Consider the following 22,207-nt stretch of genomic DNA (forward strand, 5'->3'; position numbering starts at 1 on the left):
CCTATTGCGCCACCGCGTCGAGCAGCCGGAGTTTGGAGATCAGGCCGATCTGCAGAATCGCCTCGGCGATCTCCTCGGCCTCGTCGTTGGCGAGGCGCGCCTGCATGGCGGCCAGGATCGAGCTCTTGTCGTTCAGCCGCACCGCGATGATGAACGGGAAGCCGAAGCGCTCGCCGTAGGCGGTGTTCAGGTCATGGAAACGCGCGAACTCGTCCGGCGTCAGCCTGTCGAGGCCCGCGCTGGCCTGTTCGGCGTTGCTCTCGGCGGTCAGCGACTTGGCGATCGCGGCCTTGCCGGCCAGTTCGGGGTGGGCGCGGATCAGCGCGAGCTTGTCGGCGGTGGTCGCGGCGTCCAGCACGGCCATCATCGCGCCGTGCAGGGCCTCGACGCTGGCGAACGGCCGCTCATTGAAGGCGCGTTCGACGACCCAGGGTGACAGCTCGAAGGCGAAGCCCAGGGCGGTGGTGAAGCCGGTCTGGTTCATGCTGTTCAGCCGAGCCAGGGTCAGGGGCGGTGCGCCGCTCATTGTAAGGCTCCTCTCCCTTCCCCCTCGATGGGGGAAGGGGCGGGGATGGGGGTGAGTGCAGGGCTTTTCGGAGCGGGCGCGAGAGGCGCGAAAGGGGCGGTGGTCAGAGCGCGGGCTGACGCCGTGATCACCCCCATCCCAACCCTTCCCCCATCAAGGGGGAAGGGCTCTGAAAGCACGCTCATGCCGTTTCTCCCGCGTAGGGGTGGGTCGCGATCCAGTGGCGGGCGATGTCGATGCGCCTGGCCACCCAGACGCGGTCGTGCCGAGTGATGTGTTCCAGGAAGCGCCGCAGGGCGCCGATGCGGCCAGGCTTGCCGACCACGCGGCAGTGCAGGCCGACGCTCATCATCTTGGGCGCGGTCTCGCCTTCCAGATAGAGCGCGTCGAAGGCGTCGCGCAGATAGGTGAAGAACTGTTCGCCGGTGTTGAAGCCCTGGGCCGCGGTGAAGCGCATGTCGTTGGCTTCCAGCGTGTAGGGCACGATCAACTGGGCGCGGCCGTGCTGGTCGTCCCAGTACGGAAGATCGTCGGCATAGCTGTCGGCGTCGTAGACGAAGCCGCCTTCCTGCGCGACCAGACGGGCGGTGTTGGGGCTGGTGCGCCCCTGGTACCAGCCCAGCGGCCGCTCGCCGGTCAGTCGCGTCTGGATCTCGATGGCGCGATGAATGTGCTCCAGCTCCTGCTCGGGCGTGAAGTGCTGGTAGTCGATCCAGCGATAGCCGTGGCTGGCGATCTCCCAGCCGGACTTCATCATCGCCTCGACGGCGTCTGGGTGGCGCTCCATGGCCTGGGCGACGCCGAACACCGTCAGGGGCAGTTGGTGCTCCTCGAACAGTCGCCGGATGCGCCAGAAGCCGGCGCGCGAGCCGTATTCGTAGAGGCTCTCCATCGACATGTTGCGCATGCCTTCGATGGGCTGGGCGCCGACCATTTCCGACAGGAAGAACTCGCTGACCGGATCGCCGTGCAGGATGGAGCGCTCGGCGCCTTCCTCGTAGTTCAGCACGAACTGCACGGCCACGCGGGCGCCGTTCGGCCAATTAGCCTGGGGTGGGTGTTCGCCGTACCCGATCAGGTCTCTCGGATAGCTCATGCGAAGACCTTCGCCGCCGCGTCGACGCCCGCGCCGGCCGGGGCGCTGAAGCCCTCCCAGCGCAGCACGGCCTCGAACGCCGCCAGCGTCTGCAGCACCGCGTGTTTCCGCGCGTTCACGCCCATGGTCCCGATCCGCCAGATCTGGCCGGCCAGAGGTCCGAAGGCCGCGCCGATCTCGATCTCGAACTCGGTGCGCATGCGGGTCTTCACCCGGTCGTAGTCGACGCCGCTGGGCGCGATCACGCCGGTGACGTTGGTCATCTTGTGAGCCTGGTCGCCATAGACCTCAAGGCCCAGCGCCTCGATGCCCGCGACCATGGCCGCGCCGGCCTGCTTGTGGCGGGCGAAGCGCGCGTCGAGGCCTTCCTCCAGCACGATCCGCGCGCATTCCCGCGAGGCGAACAGCATGTTGGCCGCCTCGGTGTGGTGGTTCAGGCGCTTGTCGGACCAGTAGTCCATGATCATCGCCAGGTCGAAGTAGTTGGAGGCGATCCGGCGACCCTGGCCCGAGGCGGCGCCCGCCGTGGCGATGCCGCGCTCGACATGTTTGCGACTGGCGATGTGCTCTGCGGCGCGGTCGCTGATGGTGATCGGGGCCGAGCCCGAGGGCCCCCCCAGGCACTTTTGCAAACCGGCGGTGACAATGTCGGCCTGCCAGGCGTCGACCGGGACGTTCATGCCGGCCAGCGTCGCGGTCGCGTCGACATAGAGCAGGGCGTCGTGGCGGCGGCAGATCTCGCCGATGGCCTCGATCGGCTGGGCGATGGTGGTCGAGGTGTCGCCATGGACGCAGGCGACCAGGCGCGGTTTGACGCGGGCCACGGCGTCCTCGACCGCCTGCGGGTCCACGATCGTACCCCATTCGCCTTCGACGAAGGTGACCTTGGCGTCGCAACGCTCGGCGATCTCGGCCAGCAGCAGGCCGAAACGTCCGGCGTTGACCACCACGACGTCGTCGCCCGGCGAAAGCGTCGAGACCAGGGCCGCCTCGATGCCGGCGCGCGAGGTGCCGTCGATCAGGAAGGTCCATCGGTTCGTGGTCTGGAAGACGCCGCGATACAGCGCCATGACCTCGTTCATATAGCCGGTGAACTCGGGGTCGAACTGGCCCAGCAGTTGCACCGACATGGCCCGCAGCACGCGCGGATGCACGTTGATCGGGCCGGGCCCCATCAGCAGGCGGGCGGGGTGGTCGAGCTCGCGGAATGTGTCGGTCATCGTGTCTTTGTTCTTGGGCCACCCTCGTCCTTCGACAGGCTCAGGATGAGGGTTACTGTTGGGTCGTCGCGGCGGATCATTCGTAGTCCTCACCCTGAGCCTGTCGAAGGGCGAGGATTACGCGCCGCCAGCTTCTCGACAAACCCGAGCATGGCTTGGGCCGCCAGGGCGCAGTCGGCCTCGGTGACGGCTTCGGCCGGGTTGTGGCTGATCCCGCCCTCGCAGCGGATGAACAGCATGGCGACCGGACACAGGTCGGCCATCACCATGGCGTCGTGACCCGCGCCCGACGGCAGGCGACGCACGGGCAAGGAAAGGTCAGCCAGCGCTCCATCCAGCAGGCCCATCAGCGATGGGGCGCAGGGGCTCTCGGCCAGGGCCTGCATCAGGGTGACGGTCGCCGACAGGCCGCGCTTGGCGGCGATGGCGTGGATCTCGGCGCCGATGGTGATCACCGCCTCGTCGCGCGTCGCCGAGGTCTCGGCGCGGATGTCCATCGAGAACTCGATCGCGCCGGGAATGACGTTGAAGGCGCCGGGCAGGGCGGTCATGCGGCCGACCGTGCCGACTAGGCCATCGGTCCCCGCGCGGCAGATCCGCTCCAGGGCCAGGATCGCCTCGGCGGCGGCCGGACCAGGGTCCTTGCGCAGGTTCATCGGCGTGGTGCCGGCGTGGCCGGCAGTCCCCTCGATGCGGACCATCAGCCGCTTCTGGGCGGCGATGGCGGTGACGACGCCCAGGGCCAGGCCCTCGACCTCCAGCACCGGACCCTGTTCAATGTGCGCTTCGAGGAAGGCCAGCACCTGCTCGGGCTTGCGCGCCGCGCTCGCGATAGCGTCCGGATCGCCGCCGAACGCCTTCAACGCCTCCGCGACCGACACGCCCTCGGCGTCCTTCATCTCCAGCGCCGAGGCGTCCAGCGTCCCGGCGATCGCCCGGCTGCAGCTCATCGAGGCCGGGAAGCGCGAGCCTTCCTCGTCGCCGAACGCCACGACCTCGATCGCGAACGGCAGGCGGCGGCCGGCGCGGTTCAAGGCCTCGACCACATCGATCCCAAGCATGATCCCCAGCGGCCCGTCATAGCGCCCGCCATTGCGGACGCTGTCGATGTGCGACCCGATGATCAGGGCCTTCGCGTCAGGGAACTCGCCCTCGTAGCGGCCGATCAGATTGGCGGCGGCGTCGCGGCGTACGCTCGTGCCGGCTTCCAGCATCCAGCCGCTCACGGCGGTCAGAGCGGCCTCATGCGCCGGAGTCAGGAACCGTCGCGTCAGCTGCCCCTCGACCTCGCTGTAGGGCGCGAGGCCCAGCAGGTCGCAACGCGCCTTGGCTCTGGCCCCGATGTCGAACGCTTCCGCCACTCCCGATTCGACCCCGCTCTACTCGCCGTCGAGGCCCCAGCGATAGCAGGAGAGACCCGCGAAGCCCCGTTCCGCAACCGTCGCCGCGTGCTCATCACGCGCGGGCGCCTCGACACGCGCCATCCATCGAGGGGCGGCGCCTGTTGCTAAGTCATAAACGACTTACTTGGCGACGGCGAGAGCGGCTATTCCGTCTGGGCCACGAACTTGCCGGCCGCGCGCACCTGCCCGGTCGCGACGCCGGTGGGCGCGCCGCCGGGCGGTTCGTCGGTGATGGCCAGTAGGGCGGTATAGGTCCCCGCGCCGGTCAGGCCGGCGGGCAGGGCGATGGCCTTGGGCGCGTCGCTGGGAACAATGCCCAGGGAGATGGCTTTCTGGCCCTCGGGGATGATCCACAGTTCGGCCTCGCGGCCGGCCGGCATCTTCATCGAGACGGGCGTCAGGATCAGCTTGCCGGCGGCGTGATCGAGGGTCGCGACCAGGGCGGGCTGCTTGGTGGCCGGATCGGCGATCAGCGCCACCTCGGCGACGGCCGGCGGCGGCTTGGCCGGGGCGACGGCCGGCGGCGAGGCCGGACGCGGGGTCACGACGAGGGCGACGATGCTGGCCGCCGCCAGCGCCAGGGCGCCAGCCGAAGCGCCTTGCCACAGGCGGACATTGTTCCAGGCCGAGGGTTTCCGCGTCGCGGCGCCGATCAGATTGGCGATGCGCGGCCAGATGGAGGCCGGGGGCTCGACCGGCGGGATGCGTTCGGCCAGATGGGCCAGGCGACCTTCCCACCATTCGACGGCGCGGGCGAAGGCCGGTTCGGCGGCGATCCGGCGTTGCGCTTCCGCGCGCTCATCGGCGTCGAGGACGCCCAGAGCGTATTCGCCGGCCAGCGGGCGGTCTTCACCTTCGGGGGGCAGGGCGTCGGTCATGCTTCGAGGCACGCGCGCAGGCTGATCAGGCTGCGCCGGATCCAGCTCTTCATCGTACCCAGAGGCACGCTTAGCATGTTGGCCAGGGCCTCGTAGGTGACGCCCTCGAAGAAGGCGGTGCGCACCGCGCCGGCGTGTTTCGGGTCCAACTGATCCAGGCAGCCTTCGAGGCGGCGGCGGTCGTCCTCGTCCTCGATCAGGGTCGAGGCCAGGGGAGCGCCGTCGGGCAGGGCCTCGGCCTCCTCGACTCCGGCGGTCACGGCGCTTCCCCCCCTGGCGCCCCGGGCGCGCAGGCGGTCGATCGAGCGGTTGCGCGCCAGACTGACCAGCCAGGTGATCGGGCTGGCCTTCTCGGCGTCGAACCTGTCGGCCTTGTTCCAGACGGTGAGGTACACATCCTGAAGCACGTCTTCCGCCTCCTCGCGGTCGTTCAAGATACGGAGGCAGACGCCGAACAGTTTCGCGGATGTGTGACGATAGACGTATTTCAGCGCGTCTGAGTCGCGGTTGGCCACGCGCGCGATGGCGCGCGACAGCAAGGCGCGGCTGGTGTCGGCGTCCATCAAGCGTCCCCGCGAGCTCCCAAGGGCCGGGACGCTCGCACGGTCAATTCGGTCTGGCAACGTGACTATTTCCCCATCCAGCGCATCACGGCGTATCCGGTCGAGGCGGCGGCGGTGGTGACCAGGGTTCCCCAGGCCATGTCGACCAGCGTGATCGTGGTCGACCAGGTCTTCAACGTCGCCTGGTTGGTGAGGTCGTAGGTGGCGTAGGCGACGAGGCCGAAGACGACCGCATGGGTCAGCAGGCGTCGCCACCCGCCCTCACGCAAGGCCGGCTGGATGGCCAGCACGACGATGGCGGCGACGTACAGAAAGTAGAAGACGACGGCCGGCGGCAGCGACGGCTTGTCGGCCAGCAACTCGCCGATACGCGGCTTGTAGAGGCGCGGCGTGGCCAGGGTCAGCCAGACCCCGTCCAGGACCAGCATGGTCAGGGCGGTGGTCGCGTAGCCGGCGGCGAGGCGGATCATCGGGCGGTCTCCAGAACCGGACGCATACGATAGTGGCTGACGCCCCATTCCTCGCCGCCGCGATGGCCGAAGAGGCCGGCCGTGGCCAGGAAGAACAGTCGCCAGCGCCGCCGCCAGACGGCCGCGTCCTTGCCGTAGACCTCGGTCAGCACCGGATCGAGCTTGGCGCGGTTGGCGTCCATGTTGGCCAGCCACTGGCGGGCGGTGCGGGCGTAGTGCTCGCCGCTCCAGCGCCAGTCGGCCTCGACGGTGAACAGGTCCGGGAACTGCCGCGCCAGGTCGTGGCTGGGCATGACGCCGCCGGCGAAGAAGTACTGGGCGATCCAGTCGGCGGGATCGTTTGTCTCGAACCGGTAGGGCGTCGCGCGGTGGGTGAAGACGTGCAGGAACAGCAGTCCGTCCGGCTTCAGCCAACCGCGGACCCGCGCCAGCAGCGCGCGCCAGTTGGACATGTGCTCGAACATCTCGACCGAGACCACGCGGTCGAAGCGGCGGTCCGTGCTGAAGTCGTTCATGTCCGCGGTGACGACGGTCAGGTTGCTCAGGCCGCGTTCGGCCGCGCGACCCTCGATGAAGGCGCGCTGCGAGGCGGCGTTGGAGACGCTGACGATCCGAGAGTTCGGAAAGCGCTGGGCCATCCACAACGACAGCGAACCCCAGCCGCAGCCCAGCTCCAGCACGTCCTGGCCGTCGCGCAGGTTGGCATGGGCGGCGGTCTCGCGCAGGGCCTCGGCCTCGGCATGCTCCAGCTTGGTCGCGCCGGGCGGATAGAGGCCGCTGGAATATTTCAGGTTCGGACCCAGCACGGTCTCGAAGAAGGCGGCGGGCAGTTCGTAGTGCTGGGCGTTGGCGTCTTCGGTGTGGGTGGCGATCGGATGGCGGTCCATGTCGCGGGCGAAGAGGGCGGTCGCGTCGGCCGGGGCGTAGGAGAGCCGGCGGCGCACGTCGCCGACCAGCATGTCGATCACCCTGCGCGACAAGACGTCGGGCGCCGGCGCATCCTCGAACGCGCGGATCGCCGCCTTCACCAAGCTCATGGGCCGTCCTCTCCCCTGTTCCGGGTATAGTTACGCGCGGAACCACGGATAGGATGCGTCCGTTTATCTCGACGACCCGTAGCTGCTCCCGAAGTGTCGCTCGGACGCTCTTGGGAGATAGCTTTGGCCACCGTCGTTCCTCGTCTGTCCGTCGCCGTGATCGGCGCCGGGATCTCGGGACTTTCCGCCGCCTGGCTGCTGTCGCGCGGCCATGACGTGACGTTGTACGAGGCCGACGACCGGCTCGGCGGTCACGCCCATACGGTGCGCGTGGACGGCACGGCGATCGACACCGGCTTCATCGTCTACAACGAGCCGAACTATCCGAACCTGACGGCGCTGTTCCAGCATCTGGGCGTCGAGACGGCGGCGACCGACATGTCGTTCGGCGTGTCTCTGGACAACGGAGCGCTGGAATATTCCAGCACCAACATCCTGGCCCAGAAGCGCAACGCGCTGAACCCGCGCTTCATCAAGATGCTGCTGGACGTCATGCGGTTCTATCGCGAGGGCCGCCGCATCCCGCCGGATCTGGAGAGCGGCGGTCTGTGCCGGCTCGACGAATATCTGCGCCAGCAGGGTTTCGGGCGGGCGTTCCAGGAAGACCACCTGCTGCCGCAGGCGGCGGCGATCTGGTCGACCTCGATGAGCGATATCCGCGAGTTTCCGGCGGCCGCCCTGCTGCGGTTCTTCGACAATCACGGGCTGATGCTGCCGGTCGACAAGCGGCCGATCTGGCGCACCGTGGCCGGCGGCAGCGCCCGCTATGTGGAGAAGCTGGCCGCCGGGATCTCGGGCGACATCCTTACGAGCCGGCCCGTGAAGGCGATCCATCGTCAGCCGGACGGGGTCTCGATCGAGGACGCGGCCGGTCAGATGCGGACCTACGACCAGGTGGTCATCGCCGCCCACGCCGACCAGGCGCTGGCCATGCTGGCCTCGCCGACGGCGGAGGAGCGCGCGCTGCTGGGCGCCTTCCGCTATAGCCGCAACCGGGCGGTGCTGCACCGCGACGTCGGCCAGATGCCGCGCCGGCGGGCGGCCTGGGCCAGCTGGAACCATGTCGGCCGGCGCGGCGAGGACGGTGGGGTGACCTACTGGATGAACCGCCTACAGCCGATCGGCGAGGCGCCGGTGTTCCTGTCGCTGAACCCCGACAAGACGCCGGGCGAGCTGCTGCACGACCAGGTCTACGAGCACCCGCTGTTCGACAGTCCGGCCATGCTGGCCCAGCGACGGTTGTGGTCGCTGCAAGGCCGCTGCCGGACGTGGTTCTGCGGCGCCTATTTCGGCTCGGGCTTCCACGAGGACGGCCTGCAGGCGGGCCTCGCCGTCGCCGAGCAACTGGGCGGTGTCCATCGTCCGTGGATGACGCCGGATCCGTCGGGGCGCATCTTCCTCAAGTCTCCCGCGGTCGAGGCCGAGCGGGCGCGGGTCGCATGACGTTCCGCTCGGCGCTTTACAGCGGTCATGTCCTCCACGAGCGCATGCGACCCAAGCGCCATCGGCTGCGCTATCGGGTGTTCATGCTGCTGCTGGATCTCGACGAGATCGACGCGCTGGACCGGTCGCTCAAGCGGTTCTCGCGCGGGCGCTGGAACCTGATCGGCTTCCACGATCGCGACCATCTCGACGAGCCCGAGACGTCGTTGAAGGAGACCGTGCTGGCCAAGCTGGCGGCGCTGAGCCTGGCGCCGGAGGGCGCGCGGATCAGCGTACTGGCCATGCCGCGCATCCTGGGCAAGGGCTTCAACCCGCTGAGCGTGTTCTTCTGCCACGACGCCGACGGCAAGCTGGTCGCCACGGTCCACGCCGTTCGCAACACCTTCGGCCAGCGCCACGACTACGTGCTTCCGGTCCGGCGGACGGTGGGCGGGTGGATCGAGCAGGACGCGCGCAAGGCGTTCTACGTCTCACCGTTCCTGCCGATGGACCTGCGCTACGGCTTCGAGATCGCGCCGCCGGGCGAGACCGTCCATGTCGGCGTCGACGTGCTGGACGCGGAGGGCCTGGTGCTGGCCGCGACTTTTTCGGGTGAGCGGCGCGATCTGACCGATGGCGCGATCTGGAAGGCGCTCGCTAGCCATCCCTGGCAGGTCGCGGGCATCCTGGCGGCGATCCATTGGGAAGCGCTGAAGCTGGTCGCGAAGGGCTTCAGGATCTTCCCGCAGGATCGCGCCACGCGCGGCCTCAGGCGGCCGGCGTCGCCGCTTCCGCCCACGCCTCCAGAGCCTTCAGAGCACGCAGGCTCATCAGCCGCTTCTTGGCCCGGCCACGCTCCTTGAGCGGGATCTTCTTGCCGTCCTCGTCGACCTTGGGCGCTTCCAGCGGCGGCAGCAGGCCGTAGTTGATGTTCATCGGCTGGAAGCTGCCGGGGCCATTGCCGGCCTCCAGGTGGCCGCCGGTGATGTGCTCGACCAGAGCGCCCAGCGCCGTCGTCGGCGGCGGGGCGTCGATCGGCGCGCCCTTGCGGTCGGCGGCGGCGAAGCGACCGGTCAGCAAGCCCATGGCGGCGCTCTCGACATAGCCCTCGACACCCGTGACCTGGCCGGCGAAGCGCAGGCGCGGCTGGACCTTCAGGCGCAGCGACCTGTCCAGCAGCTTGGGCGAGTTGATGAAGGTGTTGCGGTGCAGGCCGCCCAGCCGGGCGAACTGGGCGTTCTCCAGGCCCGGGATCATCCGGAAGGTCTCGGCCTGGACGCCGTGCTTCAGTTTGGTCTGGAAGCCGACCATGTTCCACAACGTGCCCAGGGCGTTGTCCTGGCGCAGCTGGACGATGGCGTAGGCCTTGACCAAGGGATCGCGCGGGTTGGTCAGGCCGACCGGCTTCATCGGGCCATGGCGCAGGGTCTCGCGGCCGCGCTCGGCCATCACCTCGATCGGCAGGCAGCCGTCGAAATAGGGGACGTTTTCCCACTCCTTGAACTCGGACTTCGGACCGGCCAGCAGGGCGTCGATGAAGGCCTCGTACTGCTCTTTGTTCATCGGGCAGTTGATGTAGGCGGCCGCGTCGCCGCCGGGGCCTTCCTTGTCGTAGCGCGACTGGCGCCAGGCCTTGTCCATGTCGATCGAGTCGAAGTGGATGATCGGCGCGATGGCGTCGAAGAAGCTGAGCTGGCCTTCGCCGGTCACGTCCAGGATCGCCTGGGCCAGGGCGGGCGAGGTGAGCGGGCCGGTGGCGACGATGACATTGTCCCACGCTTCCGGCGGCAGGCCGGCGATCTCCTCGCGGACGATGGTGACCAGCGGATGGGCTTCCAGGCGGCGGGTGACTTCGCCCGAGAAGCCGTCGCGGTCGACGGCCAGGGCGCCGCCGGCCGGCACCTGGTGCTGGTCGGCGCAGGCCATGATCAGGCTGTCCAGCTTGCGCATCTCGGCGTGCAGCAGGCCCACGGCGTTGAACTGCCAGTCGTCCGAGCGGAACGAGTTGGAGCAGACCATCTCGGCCAGGCCGTCGGTATTGTGGGCGTCGGTGCGAATCTTTTTTACTTGCCCCAGCGCTTTGCTGCTTGAGGGCGCGCCGGTCGCCTCGTCCCTGCGCATCTCGTGCAGGACGACGGGCACGCCGCCCTGGGCGATCTGCCAGGCGGCTTCGGAGCCGGCGAGGCCGCCGCCGACGACGTGGACGGGCTTATGGGTAGAATTCGTGGTCATGGGGCGGGCCTATACCCCCGGCTGTCGCTCGGCGAAACCTGCTGTTAGTGTCGCGTGACTGGGCGGGGCCCTTCGCGCCTGGCGAGCATGGGTGGGAACATGGCGAGCTTTTCCGTGGGCGAGGCCGCGACGGCCGGCTTTGGCTTGGTCGGTCGCAAGCCCCTGGCGGTGGTCGGATGGGCGATCGCCGTCGTGGCGGCGCTGATCGTCCCGGCCGTCCTGTGCGTCCTGGCGATGGGGCCGGCTTTCGCCCAGATCCTCCAACTGGCCATGACCCAGCGGGGCGGCGATCCCAGCCCCGAGATGATGCAGCGGATGCTCCAGGCCCAGTCGGGCATGACGGCCTTCAACCTGCTCTACTGGCTGTGGTCGTCGTTCGTGAGGGCGGTGTTCTGCGCGGCGGTGTTCCGGGCGGTGCTGACGCCTGAGCAGTCGGCCTGGGCCTATCTTCGGGTCGGCTCACGCGAGCTGTGGCTGACTCTGCTGCTGCTGGTCGAGCAGGTGCTGGCGATGATCGCCATCTTCGTCATCGTCCTGGTCGTGGTGGTGATCGTGGCGATCGTCGCGGTCGGCGGCGGCGAGAGCGGCCACATGGCGGCGATCGCGACGGCCGTTGTCGGCTGTTTCGTGGCGGGAGGTCTTATCCTGTGGGTGGCGCTGCGCCTGTCGATGGCCGCGCCAATGACCTTCGTCGACAACCAGTTCCGCCTGTTCGAGTCGTGGAGCCTGACCAAGGGCCAGGGCTGGCGGCTGCTGGGCGTGGCCCTGCTGCTGGTGATCTTCGTGCTGGGACTGGAGATCCTGGTCGGCGCGGTGATGGTGGGCCTGCTGATCGCCGCCGGCGGTTCGCTGACGGCGCTGCACGGATCGGGCGCGATCGAGACCTTCATGGCCCGCCCGCCGCTGGAGATCCTGCGCGACGTCTGGCCCTGGCTTACGGGACTGGGCGTGCTCGGCGCCCTGTTCAGCGCGGTGGTCCAGGCGGTGTTCTTCGCGCCCTGGGCGGTCATCCACCGGGCGTTGACGCGCGAGCCGTAGCGGCGAGCGCGGCGAGGCCATAGATTGCGCGGATCGCGGCGACTCGGCGCGCAAGAGGACTTGGAAGGATGACGGACGGATCGGCGACGATCAGCGCGACCTTGCGCGCGGGCCTTTCCGATGTGGTCAGCGCCGTTCGCGACTGCTGGGCGGCCCTGGCCGTCGCGGCGGTGGTCAGCGTCGCCGCCGATGTCCTGCCACCGGGTTTGAAGACCATCGGCGCCGTGCTGCCCATCGTCATCGCTCAGGGCGCGCTGTTCCGACGCGCGTTCGGTCGCGAGATGGGTCTGAAGGGTCTGCGGTGGGGCCGCGACGAGTGGCGGCTGCTGGCCGCTCAACTGATGGTCCTGGCCCTGCTGTGCCTGATCGGCGCGATCCTGATGGTCATTGTCGGCGGCGTCGCCCTGGGCGTGGCCCGCACCGCCGCGCCGAACTTCGACCCCGGCACGATCGACGGCTGGAAGGGCGCCTTCGCCAGCGCCGGCCCGGCCGGCTTCGTGCTCAGCCTGGTCCCGTTGGCCAGCCTGGCGATCCTGATCTGGCTGAGCCTTCGCCTGTCGCTGTCGGCCCCGGCCACGGTCGAGCAGTCGGGCGTGCGGGTCCTGAGCGCCTTTCCGCTGACCAAGGGCCGCGTGCCGACCCTGTTCGTCGTCGGCCTGGCGATCGCCGCCCCGCTATTCGTGCTTAGCGCGCTGCTGGCCCTCGCGCCTGGCCAGGGGCTGGTCATCGCGGCGATCCTGGCGGCGAGTTCCTATTTCTACGCCATGCCGGCCTGGGCCGGTTCGCTGGCCCATTTCTACCGCGTCAGCGCGGTCACGCAGGAAGCCTAGATGTCCGTCCGCCCCGTCGACGCCGCGCTCGAAGGCCTCCAGACCATGCGGCGCAAGCCGCTGGCGGTGCTGGCCTGGGCGACCTTTTCGCTGGTCATGCTGCCGATCCTGGGCCTGTTCGCCAAGATCGTGCTGGGCGACGAAGGTCGGGCGGCCCTGGCGGGGCGCGCCGGCTCGGCCGACCCGCGCGAGATCCTCGACCTGATCACGCACCTGGGCGGGGTGATGGTGATCCTGATCGCGGTGGCCCTGTTCCTGGCCTCGGTGCTGCAGGCGGCGGTCATCCGCTCGGTGGTGGAGCCCAACAATGATCGCTTCGCCTATCTGCGCCTGGGCAAGGAAGAGCTGCAGTTGCTGATCGTGTCGCTGATCACCTGGGCCGCGGCTCTGGGGGTGACGGTGATCCCGTCCGGGGCAGTGGTGCTGGGCGCGTCACTGCTGTCGGGCGCGGCGGCCGGCTGGTTCGCGACCCTGGGCGCCCTGGCGGTGATCGGCCTGTCGCTATGGGTGGCCGTTCGCCTGTCCTTGCTGGGCCCGCACGCCTTCTCGCATCACCACATCGACATCCGCGAGGCCTGGGTGCAGACCCACGGCCAGTTCCTGCGCCTGCTGGGCATGTACGTCCTGGCCATCGTCCTGGCGGCCGTGGTCTCGATCATCGGGACGACGGTGTCGTCGATCATCGGCAACGTGCTGGGCGGCGGCGTCGACGCTGGCGCGGGCGACGTGGTGGCCAGCCACCCGCGCCTGATCCTGATGCTGCTGGCCAACCTGCTGCTGGCCCCGATCTTCCTGACCCTGCAGACCGTGATCCTGGTCGCCGCCCCGGCTCGCGCCTTCGCCCAGCTGAACCAGGACGAGATCGACGCGGGCCTGCACGGCTGAGGGATCGAAACCTCGTCCTTCGACAGGCTCAGGATGAGGTTTCTACTTCGGCCTCGGCAATGGTCCTCATCCTGAGCTTGTCGAAGGACGAGGATCACGCGCCCGCGCTGGGCCTCGCCGCCATCCGCTCGCGCCAGGCCAGGACGTGCTTGGCCTCGGCCGGCGTGTGCAATCCCGTGAAGTCCGCGAAGTCCAGCGTCGTCTGTCCCGCGATATCGGCGATCGTATAGGCGTCGCCGGCCAGGTAGGGGCGGCCGTCGGCCAACTCGCGGTCCAGCCACAGCTGGGCTTTTTCCACGACCTCGCGGTTCGACTCCCCGAACTCGACGTTCTGCTTCAGCAGCCGCGCGGTCAGCGGATGGGCGTGGCGCCAGAACAGGCCGACGGGGACCATGAGGCGGAACTCGATCCGCCGCGTCCACATCTCGACCGTCGCCTGCTCAAGGGCCGAGACGCCGAACAGCGGCGGGTTCGGGTGCAGCACCTCGAAATAGCGGCAGATGGCGACGGTCTCGCTGATCGTCGTTCCGTCGTCGAGCTCCAGCACCGGCACCTGGCCCAGGCTGTTGCGCGCCAGATGCTCGGGGCTGCGGTGGCCGCCCTGGCGCAGGCCGATCTGGATCTCCGGGACCTCGACGCCCTTCTCGGCCAGGAAAATCCGCACGCGCCGCGGATTGGGCGCGGGCATGGCCTCGCCGTAGAGCTTCATGGTGTCCTCCCTGATTTTAAACGGATGTTAGAGGCGCCCGTCGACGGACCGCAAGCCCGCGCGAATAAAGCCAGCCTCGGCCCTGTCGAAGCGGCGCGAACCTGTTTAGCCTTGGGGCGTCCATCCTTCGAAGAGCACGACATGTCCAAGTTCTCCGCCTCCGACGCGGCCTTCTCCGGTTTCCGGCTCGTGCGGGAGAACCTGAAGACCGTCGCCATCTGGGGCGGACTGCTGACGGTCGCCTCGTTCCTCTACAACGTCGTGTCGATCCATTTCTTCGGACCGCAGATGCACGCCCTGTCCGAATATTTCGCCAGCAATACCGACAATCCCGACGTGGAGGAGTTCGGCCGTCGGGTCGCGGACCTGACCCCGATGATGCTCTGGACGCTGCCCTACAGCCTGGTGCTGAACGGGGTGCTGTTCGCGGGGATCAATCGGCTGGTGCTGCGGCCCGAGGAGAAGGGCTTCGCCCACCTGGGCTTTGGCTTGACCGAGGCGCGGCAGGCGGCGGTCTGGCTGTCGATCAACGTCGCGATCTGCGGGGTGGTCGGCGTCGGCCTCGGTCTGGCGGAGTTCATGGGCGCGCTGGGCGGTCCCACCGGCGCGTTGCTGGCGCTGGCGATCACGCTGGCGACCCTCGGCGCGCTCTTCTATCTGCCCGTGCGCCTGTCCATGGCCTCGGCGACGACCTTCGACACCGGCAAGCTCACCGTCGTGCGCTCCCTGCCCCTGACCAAGGGTCTCTTCTGGTCGCTGCTGGGCGCCTATTTCCTGGCGGTGGTGATGTGCGTGATCGTCTTCCTGCTGCTGATGGTCATCCTTTCGGCCGCCACCGCGCTGCTGACCGGTGATATCGGCGCCGGCGGTCGGGTGCTGCACGCCGACAGCACCTCGCTGAAGGCCTATCTGACGCCGCTGGGCATGGTGCAGACCGTGATCTCGACGGCGATGTCGCTGTTGATCAGCCTGATCGTCTTCTCGCCGCCGCCGACCATCTACAGGATCCTGCGCGAGCAGGGCGCCGACCGCGACAGCACCGGCGGCTGGTAGGCGGGCCTGAAAGACAAAACGCCCCGGAGAGCGATCTCCGGGGCTTCGGCTTTTCTAGGCCCGCTTGGCCTTCTTCAGTTCGGCCACCCGGGCCTTGCGGCGGTCCTCGTGGCGGTCCAGCAGTTCCTTGAGGTAGCGGCCGGTCCAGCTGGCCTCGACCGTGGCCACGTCCTGCGGCGAGCCGGTGGCGACGATCTCGCCGCCGCCGTCGCCACCCTCGGGGCCGAAGTCGATCAGCCAGTCGGCGGTCTTCACCACGTCCAGGTTATGCTCGATGACGACCACGGTGTTGCCCTGGTCGGCCAGTTCGTGCAGCACCTCGAGCAGCTTCTTGGTGTCCTCGAAGTGCAGGCCGGTGGTCGGCTCGTCGAGGATGTATAGCGTCCGGCCGGTGGCGCGGCGCGACAGCTCCTTGGACAGCTTCACGCGCTGGGCTTCGCCGCCCGACAGGGTCGTGGCCTGCTGGCCGACCTTGATGTAGCTGAGGCCGACGCGCTTGAGCGTCTCCATCTTGTCGCGGATCGGCGGCACGGCCTTGAAGAAGTCGGCGGCCTCTTCGACGGTCATGTCGAGGACGTCCGCGATCGTCTTGCCCTTGAACAGCACGTCCAGGGTCTCGCGATTGTAGCGCTTGCCCTTGCAAATATCGCAGGTGACGTACACGTCCGGCAGGAAGTGCATCTCGATCTTGATGACACCGTCGCCCTGGCAGGCCTCGCAGCGACCGCCCTTGACGTTGAAGCTGAAGCGACCCGGGCCGTAGCCGCGCGCCTTGCTCTCCGGCAGGCCGGCGAACCAGTCGCGGATCGGGCCGAAGGCGCCGGTGTAGGTCGCCGGGTTCGAGCGCGGGGTGCGGCCGATCGGGCTTTGGTCGATGTCGATGACCTTGTCGAACTGCTCCAGGCCCTCGATCCGCTCGTGCGGGGCGGGGGCGTCGCTGGCGTTGTTCAGGCGGCGCGCGGCGGCCTTGTACAGGGTCTCGATCGTGAAGGTCGACTTGCCACCGCCCGACACGCCGGTGACGCAGGTGAAGGTCCCCACGGGGATCTCGGCGGTGACGTTCTTCAGGTTGTTGCCGGTGGCGCCGATAACCTTCAGCACCTTCTTCTTGTTGATCGGCCGGCGCTGTTCGGGGACCTCGATCTCGCGCGCGCCGGTCAGGTACTGGCCGGTGATGCTTTTCGGGTTGGCCATGATGTCGGCCGGCTTGCCCTCGGCGATGATCTCGCCGCCGTGGACGCCGGCGGCCGGACCCATGTCGATCACGTAGTCGGCGGTGAGGATGGCCTCCTCGTCGTGCTCGACCACCAGCACCGAATTACCCAGGTCCCGCAGACCCTGCAGCGAGGTCAGCAGGCGGGTATTGTCGCGCTGGTGCAGGCCGATCGACGGCTCGTCCAGCACGTACAGCACGCCGGTCAGGCCCGAGCCGATCTGGCTGGCCAGGCGGATGCGCTGGCTCTCGCCGCCCGACAGGGTGCCCGAGCCGCGCGAGAGATTCAGGTAGTCGAGGCCGACATCGACCAGGAACCGCAGGCGATCGTTGATCTCCTTCAGGATCCGCCGGGCGATCTCCATCTGCTTGTCGGTCAGCTTGCCTTCCAGGCTGGCGAACCAGTCGCGCGCCGGACGGATGGCCAGCATCGACACCTCGGCGATGTCCATGGCGTCGATCTTGACGGCCAGGGCTTCGGGTTTCAGGCGCTTGCCGTGGCAGGTCTCGCACGGAGTGTCGGACTGGTAGCGGCCCAGCTCCTCGCGCACCCAGCTCGAGTCCGTTTCACGCCAGCGGCGCTCCAGGTTCGGCAGCACGCCCTCGAAGGGCTTCTCGACCTCGTACTTGCGGGCGTTGTCGTCGTAGATGAACTTGATCTTGGTCCCCTTGGACCCGTTCAGCACCACGTCACGCGCGTCGGGCGACAGCTTGTACCAGGCCTCGTCCATCGAGAAGCCGTAGTGGCGCGCCAGGGCCTGCAGGGTCTGGGTGTAGAGCGGCGAGGGTCCCTTGGCCCACGGGGCCACGGCGCCCTTGTGCAGGCTCTTGTCCTTGTCGGGGATCACCAGGTCGGCGTCGAAGGCCAGCTTGGCGCCCAGGCCATCGCAGACCGGGCAGGCGCCCGCCGGATTGTTGAACGAGAACAGGCGCGGCTCGATCTCGGCGATCGTGAAGCCGCTGACCGGACAGGCGAAGCGTTCCGAGAACAGGATGCGCCGCGGCTCCTTCTCGCCGTCCTCCATATTGGCGAACTCGGCAACCGCGAGACCATCGGCGAGCCGCAGGGCCTGCTCGATGGAGTCGGCCAGGCGCTGCTCCATGTCGGGCTTGGTCACCACGCGGTCCACGACCACGTCGATGTCGTGCTTGAACTTCTTGTCGAGGACCGGGGCGTCCTCGATCGGATAGTATTCGCCGTCGATCTTCAGCCGCTGGAAGCCGGCCTTCTGCCACTCAGCGATCTCCTTGCGGTACTCGCCCTTGCGGTCGCGGACGACCGGGGCCAGCAGGTAGAGACGCGTGCCTTCGGGCAGGGCGGTGATCTTGTCGACCATCTGGCTGATGGTCTGGCTCTCGATCGGCAGGCCGGTGGCGGGCGAGTACGGCACCCCGACCCGCGCCCACAGCAGGCGCATGTAGTCGTGGATCTCGGTCACCGTGCCGACGGTCGAGCGCGGGTTGCGGCTGGTGGTCTTCTGTTCGATCGAGATCGCGGGCGACAGGCCCTCGATCAGATCGACGTCGGGCTTGCTCATCAGCTCCAGGAACTGACGGGCGTAGGCCGACAGGCTTTCCACATAGCGACGCTGGCCCTCGGCATAGATCGTGTCGAAGGCCAGGGACGACTTGCCCGAGCCCGACAGGCCGGTCAGCACGACCAGCTCGCCGCGCGGGATATCGACGCTGACGTTCTTCAGATTGTGCTCACGGGCGCCGCGAACGCGGATGAAGTTCAGTTGCTCAGCCATGTTTTCCGGAACGTTGGGCCGCGACATTGGTCGCGGCGCAGCGGCTATATGTAGGGCTCGACGCGCGAATTAACACAAGAACAACATGCGAACAAATGTCGCGCACGCGCGGGGGCGCTTCTGCTGACAGTGGATGTCAGCAGCGAGAGGCGGGAGAGACGCAGGAGGCGCAACCTCTCCTCAACCCTGTTTGGAAGCGGGTTCTTCAGTCCACGCATGATTAAAAGCGCAGGTTCGAGCCGAAGCTCGACCTTGCGAAGGAATGAGCCATGGCCAAGAAAGAGGCCGGGAACGCCAAGCTGGACGCCAAGCAGGAGGCGTTCAACGCGCTGAAGGCGCCCAAGCCGCGCTCGATCGTCATCGACATGATGGTCTTCTGCGCCGGGATCGGCTCGCTGGTCTGGGTCCTGCGCGAGATGGCGCCGACCTAGAACCTGGCCTCAGGCCCGGTCTATCCGCGCCGCGTAGCAACCCCACTTGGCGTAGTGGGCGTGCAGATAGGCGATCCGCGGATCCTCGAACATCCTTTCGATCAGGCCTTGCGCCTGGGCGCCCTCGACGATGTCGGCGGCGATCATCATGCCGTCGGCGTCGAAGGCCCGCAGCGACAGCAGGCGGCGGCGCAGGGCGGGGGGCATTTCGTCGATCGCGGCGACGGGTTCGACTCCCTCGCGCACGAAGATGGCGTGACTGGCGCGGAACGGCGTCGAGGCGCTCTGGTGCTCGTAATTGACCAGGATCAGGGTTTCGCCCGGCTCCGCGTCATCCAGGCTGACCCGGCAGGGAAAGCCCAGCGGCGCATCGGCGACGACGCGACGGGCGCCGCGCGAGGCCAAGGCTTCGTCGTCCATCGCGAACAGCGGGGCGAACGGTTCGGCGGGCAGGCTGGTGACGGTGTAGGCCATGGGTAACTCCTAGGGTTGTCCGCGTTGTCGCGTCAGCCGCCGAGGAACGACACCCGATCCTTGCGACGGCGATCCAGCTTGCCGAACTTCGTTCGCGGGCGTAAAAGCCGCCCCTTCCCATCCGATGGAGGCTCCCATGATCAGCAAGACGGAAGACCGCTTCGTCCTTCCCGTTTCCCTGACCGTGGGTTCGCATGTCCTTCGTCACTCTGGACGCCGTTTCCGCCGCCACGCCTGACGGCCGGCTTCTTTTCGAAAATCTGAACCTGGCGATCGGGGCCGAGCGGATCGGTCTCGTCGGGCGCAACGGCGTCGGCAAGAGCACCTTGCTGGCGTTGATCGCCGGCGCACGCGCGCCGCTGACTGGGACGGTCACGCGGGCGGGGACCGTCGCGACCCTCGATCAGACGCCAGACGTCTCGCCGGGGGCGCGACTGGCCGACCTGCTGGGCGTCGGCGAGGCCTGGGATCGCCTGTCGCGCATCGAGCGCGGGGAGGGCGACGAGGTCGACCTGGCCGAAGCGGACTGGGATCTGCCGGCGCGGCTGGATCAGGCGCTGGCCGATGTCGGCCTGGCGGGCTTCGACCCCGAGCGACCGGCGACGGCGCTGTCGGGTGGGCAGGCGACGCGCGCCGGCCTCGCGCGGCTGCTGATCGCCCGGCCCGACGTTCTCTTGCTTGATGAGCCGACCAACAATCTCGACACCGAGGCGCGGGGGATCGTCGGCAAGGTGCTGGCCCGCTGGCGCGGCGGGGCGGTGGTGGTCAGCCACGACCGCGGCCTGCTGCGCGGCATGGACCGGATCGTTGAGCTGTCGTCGCTGGGCGCGCGGTCTTACGGCGGCGGCTGGGACCTCTATGTCGAACGCAAGGCCGAGGCGGCGCAGGCCGCCCAGCGCGACCTCGACCACGCCGAGAAGGAGGTCCGCCGCGTCGCCCGCGAGGCCCAAGTGGCCTGCGAGCGCAAGGAGCGCCGGGACGCCGCCGGCCGCAAGTTCGCGGACCGGGGCGGGACGCCGAAAATCGTGCTGGGCATGATGGCCGAGCGGGCCGAGAACAGCGGCGCGCGCGAGGGTAAGCTCGCCGACAAGCTGACGGCCGAGGCGGCCCAGGCCAAGGTCTCGGCCGAGGCCCGCGTCGAGCGCGCCCGGACCCTGGGCTTCGACCTGCCGTCGTCAGGCCTGGCGGAAGGGCGCGGCGTGCTGGCTTTCGAGGCGGTGACCTTCGGCTGGCCGGACGGAACGCCGGTGATCGAAGACCTGTCGTTTCGCATCGCCGGGCCCGAGCGGGTGGCGATCTCCGGACCGAACGGGACGGGCAAGACGACCCTGATCCGGCTGGCCACCGGCGCGTTGGCCCCGACGGCGGGGGCGGTGAAGCTGTCCGTCCCGTTCGCCCTGCTCGATCAGCGGGCGGCGCTGCTGGCCGACGACGAGACCATCCTGGAGAACTTCCGCCGCCTGAACCCGACCGCGTCCCAGAACGACGCCCATGCGGCCTTGGCGCGGTTCCTGTTCCGTAACACTGCGGCGCATCAGGTCGCGGGGACCCTGAGCGGCGGCGAGCGCCTGCGGGCGGCTCTGGCCTGCGTGCTCTGCGCCGCCGTCCCGCCGCAACTGCTGATCCTGGACGAGCCGACCAACCACCTGGACCTGGCCTCGATCGAAGCCGTCGAGGCGGCGCTGTCGGGCTATGACGGGGCGCTGCTGGTGGTCAGCCACGACGCCGATTTCCTGGATGCGATCGGCGTCGAGAGAACGATAAGCTTGGGCGGCGAGCCATGACGACCGATCTCGAAGCCTTCATCCTGGATCGTCTGCCGCTGGAGCCCGCGCCAGGCGTCCCGGAGATCCGCCTGCATCGCGCGGGGCCGCGCAGCGGCCTGATGCGGCTGGCCGAGGCCGATCCGGGTTTCGGCTCGCCCTACTGGGCGCGGCCGTGGGGCGGTGGCCTGGCTTTGGCGCGACACGTCCTCGATCATCCGGAGATCGTCGCCGGCAAGCGCGTGCTGGACCTCGGCGCGGGCTCGGGCCTGGTGGCCATCGCCGCCGCCCTGGCGGGCGCGGGCGCGGTGAGGGCGGTCGACATCGATCCCTATGCCGCGACCGCCACGCGCCTGAACGCCGCCGCCAACGGCGTGGCGGTCGAGGTCACGCGGTCCGACATCACCGGCGGGGATCCGCCTGAGGTCGACCTGATGCTGGTGGGGGATCTCTTCTACGACCCTGACCTGGCCGGGCGGGTCACGGCCTATCTGGAGCGCTGCGCCGCGTCCGGAATCGCGGTGCTGATCGGCGATCCCTTCCGGGCCTTCCTGCCCACCGAACGCTTGCGCGTCGTGGCCGAGTATCCGGTCGCCGACTACGGCGACGCCCAGGGGGCGATGCGAGCGGCGGCGGTGTTCGAATTCATCGGTTAGGCAGAGTGTGATCCTCGTCCTTCGACGGGCTCAGGATGAGGATCAGTGCTGGCGTTCGGTGGAAACCTCATCCTGAGCCTGTCGAAGGACGAGGTTTCTGTTCCTAGGCCTTGCGGTTCAGGGTGATCGCCGCGCCGTGCTGCGGGCGGTCGGTGACCATGCCGCCGGCGCCGTAGGTGGCGGCCGGGGCGGCGCGCTGGCTGGCGATCTCCTGGGCCACGGCGTGGACCAGGCCCTCGGTGACCGTCTTGGCGGCGTTCACGGCGCGCGCCTGGCGGGCGAGAACCGCGTCGAAAGCCTCGGTGGCGCGGATCAGCCTCTGGCGCAGCTCGGGACGGGCGCTTTCGAGCAGGGCGGGGTTGTGGCGCACCCGCATCGACTCGTGCCGGTAGACATTGGCCAACTTGGCCGTCTCTTCGACATACTGCGCCGCCTCGTGCGGGCGGTGGCTTTCGAAGGCCGAGGCCTCCCGGGCGATCAGGTCGGTCAGGCGCTCGGTCAACAGGGTCAGCTGGTGGACGCGATCGTCGGCGTCGATGGCGGCGATGGCCATGGGG

At 68.8% G+C, this 22,207-nt stretch carries 23 protein-coding genes and 2 pseudogenes; 10 read left to right on the forward strand and 15 right to left on the reverse strand.

What is annotated here, in order from left to right:
- Position 1: 1 nt before the first annotated feature.
- The 8 genes from uraD to AC1RJ9_RS15805 all read right to left on the reverse strand — a co-directional run bounded on the left by uraD (position 2) and on the right by AC1RJ9_RS15805 (position 7,193).
- Entirely contained in the window at positions 2 to 526 is a 525-nt protein-coding gene (gene uraD / locus AC1RJ9_RS15770; RefSeq protein ID WP_492837829.1) for a 2-oxo-4-hydroxy-4-carboxy-5-ureidoimidazoline decarboxylase, read from the reverse strand.
- Positions 527 to 707: 181 nt separating this feature from the next.
- A complete protein-coding gene (puuE, locus tag AC1RJ9_RS15775; protein WP_492837830.1) occupies positions 708 to 1,622 on the reverse strand; it encodes an allantoinase PuuE in 915 nt (304 codons plus the stop codon).
- On the reverse strand, positions 1,619 to 2,842 hold the full coding sequence (locus tag AC1RJ9_RS15780) for a pyridoxal-phosphate-dependent aminotransferase family protein (protein WP_492837831.1): 1,224 nt from the start codon (positions 2,840 to 2,842) through the stop codon (positions 1,619 to 1,621). The genes puuE and AC1RJ9_RS15780 overlap by 4 nt, the downstream gene beginning before the upstream one ends.
- 89 nt (positions 2,843 to 2,931) lie before the next feature.
- On the reverse strand, positions 2,932 to 4,203 hold the full coding sequence (locus tag AC1RJ9_RS15785) for an allantoate amidohydrolase (RefSeq protein WP_492837832.1): 1,272 nt from the start codon (positions 4,201 to 4,203) through the stop codon (positions 2,932 to 2,934).
- A 185-nt stretch (positions 4,204 to 4,388) separates the two neighbouring features.
- Positions 4,389 to 5,123: an anti-sigma factor gene (locus AC1RJ9_RS15790; RefSeq protein WP_492837834.1), complete on the reverse strand. Its 735-nt coding sequence runs from the start codon at positions 5,121 to 5,123 to the stop codon at positions 4,389 to 4,391.
- Entirely contained in the window at positions 5,120 to 5,686 is a 567-nt protein-coding gene (locus tag AC1RJ9_RS15795; RefSeq protein ID WP_492837836.1) for a sigma-70 family RNA polymerase sigma factor, read from the reverse strand. Before AC1RJ9_RS15795 ends, AC1RJ9_RS15790 begins: the two co-directional genes overlap by 4 nt.
- A gap of 65 nt (positions 5,687 to 5,751) precedes the next feature.
- Complete coding sequence (locus AC1RJ9_RS15800) at positions 5,752 to 6,156, reverse strand: DUF2177 family protein (RefSeq protein ID WP_492837838.1); 405 nt, start codon at positions 6,154 to 6,156, stop codon at positions 5,752 to 5,754.
- Entirely contained in the window at positions 6,153 to 7,193 is a 1,041-nt protein-coding gene (locus AC1RJ9_RS15805) for an SAM-dependent methyltransferase (RefSeq protein ID WP_492837840.1), read from the reverse strand. Before AC1RJ9_RS15805 ends, AC1RJ9_RS15800 begins: the two co-directional genes overlap by 4 nt.
- A 123-nt stretch (positions 7,194 to 7,316) precedes the next feature.
- On the opposite strand from AC1RJ9_RS15805, the gene AC1RJ9_RS15810 reads away from it, so the two are divergent.
- Together AC1RJ9_RS15810 and AC1RJ9_RS15815 are read left to right on the forward strand one after the other, a co-directional pair.
- Positions 7,317 to 8,636, forward strand: coding sequence for an NAD(P)/FAD-dependent oxidoreductase (locus AC1RJ9_RS15810; protein WP_492837842.1), 1,320 nt, complete (start codon positions 7,317 to 7,319; stop codon positions 8,634 to 8,636).
- The gene (locus AC1RJ9_RS15815) at positions 8,633 to 9,478 is read left to right on the forward strand and encodes a DUF1365 domain-containing protein (protein ID WP_492837843.1); all 846 of its coding nucleotides are present in this window, start codon (positions 8,633 to 8,635) and stop codon (positions 9,476 to 9,478) included. The genes AC1RJ9_RS15810 and AC1RJ9_RS15815 overlap by 4 nt, the downstream gene beginning before the upstream one ends.
- On the opposite strand, the gene trmFO is transcribed toward AC1RJ9_RS15815, so the two are convergent.
- A complete protein-coding gene (trmFO, locus tag AC1RJ9_RS15820; protein ID WP_492837844.1) occupies positions 9,384 to 10,847 on the reverse strand; it encodes a methylenetetrahydrofolate--tRNA-(uracil(54)-C(5))-methyltransferase (FADH(2)-oxidizing) TrmFO in 1,464 nt (487 codons plus the stop codon). The genes AC1RJ9_RS15815 and trmFO overlap by 95 nt on opposite strands.
- A 99-nt stretch (positions 10,848 to 10,946) precedes the next feature.
- On the opposite strand from trmFO, the gene AC1RJ9_RS15825 reads away from it, so the two are divergent.
- The 3 genes from AC1RJ9_RS15825 (at position 10,947) to AC1RJ9_RS15835 (ending at position 13,600) form a co-directional block, all read left to right on the forward strand.
- On the forward strand, positions 10,947 to 11,885 hold the full coding sequence (locus tag AC1RJ9_RS15825; protein WP_492837845.1) for a hypothetical protein: 939 nt from the start codon (positions 10,947 to 10,949) through the stop codon (positions 11,883 to 11,885).
- Positions 11,886 to 11,953: 68 nt separating this feature from the next.
- Positions 11,954 to 12,715 (forward strand): hypothetical protein, encoded by a 762-nt coding sequence (locus tag AC1RJ9_RS15830; RefSeq protein ID WP_492837847.1) that lies wholly within the window; start codon positions 11,954 to 11,956, stop codon positions 12,713 to 12,715.
- Positions 12,716 to 13,600 (forward strand): hypothetical protein, encoded by an 885-nt coding sequence (locus AC1RJ9_RS15835; RefSeq protein WP_492837849.1) that lies wholly within the window; start codon positions 12,716 to 12,718, stop codon positions 13,598 to 13,600. It begins immediately after the preceding gene.
- A 9-nt stretch (positions 13,601 to 13,609) separates the two neighbouring features.
- Here the strand turns inward: AC1RJ9_RS15835 and AC1RJ9_RS15840 are convergent.
- Positions 13,610 to 13,698, reverse strand: a pseudogene (locus tag AC1RJ9_RS15840) (hypothetical protein); the annotation flags it as partial.
- Positions 13,695 to 14,309 (reverse strand): glutathione S-transferase family protein, encoded by a 615-nt coding sequence (locus AC1RJ9_RS15845; RefSeq protein ID WP_492837851.1) that lies wholly within the window; start codon positions 14,307 to 14,309, stop codon positions 13,695 to 13,697. The pseudogene AC1RJ9_RS15840 and the gene AC1RJ9_RS15845, both read right to left, overlap by 4 nt.
- A 141-nt stretch (positions 14,310 to 14,450) precedes the next feature.
- Between AC1RJ9_RS15845 and AC1RJ9_RS15850 the strand changes: the two genes are divergently transcribed.
- Positions 14,451 to 15,362: a hypothetical protein gene (locus AC1RJ9_RS15850; RefSeq protein WP_492837853.1), complete on the forward strand. Its 912-nt coding sequence runs from the start codon at positions 14,451 to 14,453 to the stop codon at positions 15,360 to 15,362.
- Between the two features lie 54 nt (positions 15,363 to 15,416).
- Here the strand turns inward: AC1RJ9_RS15850 and uvrA are convergent, their stop codons facing one another.
- Entirely contained in the window at positions 15,417 to 18,326 is a 2,910-nt protein-coding gene (gene uvrA, locus AC1RJ9_RS15855) for an excinuclease ABC subunit UvrA (protein WP_492837855.1), read from the reverse strand.
- A 269-nt stretch (positions 18,327 to 18,595) separates the two neighbouring features.
- On the opposite strand from uvrA, the gene AC1RJ9_RS15860 reads away from it, so the two are divergent.
- Complete coding sequence (locus tag AC1RJ9_RS15860; RefSeq protein ID WP_492837856.1) at positions 18,596 to 18,757, forward strand: hypothetical protein; 162 nt, start codon at positions 18,596 to 18,598, stop codon at positions 18,755 to 18,757.
- Between the two features lie 9 nt (positions 18,758 to 18,766).
- On the opposite strand, the gene AC1RJ9_RS15865 is transcribed toward AC1RJ9_RS15860, so the two are convergent.
- Positions 18,767 to 19,231: a DUF1203 domain-containing protein gene (locus tag AC1RJ9_RS15865; RefSeq protein WP_492837857.1), complete on the reverse strand. Its 465-nt coding sequence runs from the start codon at positions 19,229 to 19,231 to the stop codon at positions 18,767 to 18,769.
- 124 nt (positions 19,232 to 19,355) lie between these two features.
- On the opposite strand from AC1RJ9_RS15865, the gene AC1RJ9_RS15870 reads away from it, so the two are divergent.
- From AC1RJ9_RS15870 to AC1RJ9_RS15880, 3 genes are read left to right on the forward strand one after another with little or no spacing between them, the layout of a single operon-like run.
- Entirely contained in the window at positions 19,356 to 19,469 is a 114-nt protein-coding gene (locus AC1RJ9_RS15870; protein WP_395444437.1) for a hypothetical protein, read from the forward strand.
- Positions 19,426 to 21,015, forward strand: coding sequence for an ABC-F family ATP-binding cassette domain-containing protein (locus AC1RJ9_RS15875; protein WP_492837859.1), 1,590 nt, complete (start codon positions 19,426 to 19,428; stop codon positions 21,013 to 21,015). Before AC1RJ9_RS15870 ends, AC1RJ9_RS15875 begins: the two co-directional genes overlap by 44 nt.
- Positions 21,012 to 21,650, forward strand: coding sequence for a class I SAM-dependent methyltransferase (locus AC1RJ9_RS15880; RefSeq protein ID WP_492837860.1), 639 nt, complete (start codon positions 21,012 to 21,014; stop codon positions 21,648 to 21,650). The genes AC1RJ9_RS15875 and AC1RJ9_RS15880 overlap by 4 nt, the downstream gene beginning before the upstream one ends.
- A gap of 11 nt (positions 21,651 to 21,661) precedes the next feature.
- On the opposite strand, the pseudogene AC1RJ9_RS15885 reads toward AC1RJ9_RS15880, so the two are convergent.
- Together AC1RJ9_RS15885 and AC1RJ9_RS15890 are read right to left on the reverse strand one after the other, a co-directional pair.
- Positions 21,662 to 21,743 (reverse strand): annotated as a pseudogene (locus AC1RJ9_RS15885) (hypothetical protein); the annotation flags it as partial.
- Between the two features lie 10 nt (positions 21,744 to 21,753).
- Positions 21,754 to 22,203 (reverse strand): flagellar basal body protein, encoded by a 450-nt coding sequence (locus AC1RJ9_RS15890; RefSeq protein ID WP_492837862.1) that lies wholly within the window; start codon positions 22,201 to 22,203, stop codon positions 21,754 to 21,756.
- Positions 22,204 to 22,207 lie beyond the last annotated feature (4 nt).

The sequence above is a fragment of the Caulobacter sp. GW822-FHT07D08 genome (assembly GCF_058798735.1).

What these genes read in the sequence shown, in the direction of transcription:
- puuE (WP_492837830.1), bottom strand. Translation starts at nt 1,622, where the DNA reads ATGAGCTATCCGAGAGACCTGATCGGGTACGGCGAACACCCACCCCAG.
- AC1RJ9_RS15795 (WP_492837836.1), bottom strand. Translation starts at nt 5,686, where the DNA reads ATGGACGCCGACACCAGCCGCGCCTTGCTGTCGCGCGCCATCGCGCGC.
- AC1RJ9_RS15830 (WP_492837847.1), top strand. Translation starts at nt 11,954, where the DNA reads ATGACGGACGGATCGGCGACGATCAGCGCGACCTTGCGCGCGGGCCTT.
- AC1RJ9_RS15780 (WP_492837831.1), bottom strand. Translation starts at nt 2,842, where the DNA reads ATGACCGACACATTCCGCGAGCTCGACCACCCCGCCCGCCTGCTGATG.
- trmFO (WP_492837844.1), bottom strand. Translation starts at nt 10,847, where the DNA reads ATGACCACGAATTCTACCCATAAGCCCGTCCACGTCGTCGGCGGCGGC.
- AC1RJ9_RS15865 (WP_492837857.1), bottom strand. Translation starts at nt 19,231, where the DNA reads ATGGCCTACACCGTCACCAGCCTGCCCGCCGAACCGTTCGCCCCGCTG.
- AC1RJ9_RS15890 (WP_492837862.1), bottom strand. Translation starts at nt 22,203, where the DNA reads ATGGCCATCGCCGCCATCGACGCCGACGATCGCGTCCACCAGCTGACC.
- AC1RJ9_RS15880 (WP_492837860.1), top strand. Translation starts at nt 21,012, where the DNA reads ATGACGACCGATCTCGAAGCCTTCATCCTGGATCGTCTGCCGCTGGAG.
- AC1RJ9_RS15875 (WP_492837859.1), top strand. Translation starts at nt 19,426, where the DNA reads ATGTCCTTCGTCACTCTGGACGCCGTTTCCGCCGCCACGCCTGACGGC.
- AC1RJ9_RS15870 (WP_395444437.1), top strand. Translation starts at nt 19,356, where the DNA reads ATGGAGGCTCCCATGATCAGCAAGACGGAAGACCGCTTCGTCCTTCCC.
- AC1RJ9_RS15835 (WP_492837849.1), top strand. Translation starts at nt 12,716, where the DNA reads ATGTCCGTCCGCCCCGTCGACGCCGCGCTCGAAGGCCTCCAGACCATG.
- uraD (WP_492837829.1), bottom strand. Translation starts at nt 526, where the DNA reads ATGAGCGGCGCACCGCCCCTGACCCTGGCTCGGCTGAACAGCATGAAC.
- AC1RJ9_RS15860 (WP_492837856.1), top strand. Translation starts at nt 18,596, where the DNA reads ATGGCCAAGAAAGAGGCCGGGAACGCCAAGCTGGACGCCAAGCAGGAG.
- AC1RJ9_RS15850 (WP_492837853.1), top strand. Translation starts at nt 14,451, where the DNA reads ATGTCCAAGTTCTCCGCCTCCGACGCGGCCTTCTCCGGTTTCCGGCTC.
- AC1RJ9_RS15800 (WP_492837838.1), bottom strand. Translation starts at nt 6,156, where the DNA reads ATGATCCGCCTCGCCGCCGGCTACGCGACCACCGCCCTGACCATGCTG.
- AC1RJ9_RS15790 (WP_492837834.1), bottom strand. Translation starts at nt 5,123, where the DNA reads ATGACCGACGCCCTGCCCCCCGAAGGTGAAGACCGCCCGCTGGCCGGC.
- AC1RJ9_RS15805 (WP_492837840.1), bottom strand. Translation starts at nt 7,193, where the DNA reads ATGAGCTTGGTGAAGGCGGCGATCCGCGCGTTCGAGGATGCGCCGGCG.
- AC1RJ9_RS15825 (WP_492837845.1), top strand. Translation starts at nt 10,947, where the DNA reads ATGGCGAGCTTTTCCGTGGGCGAGGCCGCGACGGCCGGCTTTGGCTTG.
- uvrA (WP_492837855.1), bottom strand. Translation starts at nt 18,326, where the DNA reads ATGGCTGAGCAACTGAACTTCATCCGCGTTCGCGGCGCCCGTGAGCAC.
- AC1RJ9_RS15845 (WP_492837851.1), bottom strand. Translation starts at nt 14,309, where the DNA reads ATGAAGCTCTACGGCGAGGCCATGCCCGCGCCCAATCCGCGGCGCGTG.
- AC1RJ9_RS15815 (WP_492837843.1), top strand. Translation starts at nt 8,633, where the DNA reads ATGACGTTCCGCTCGGCGCTTTACAGCGGTCATGTCCTCCACGAGCGC.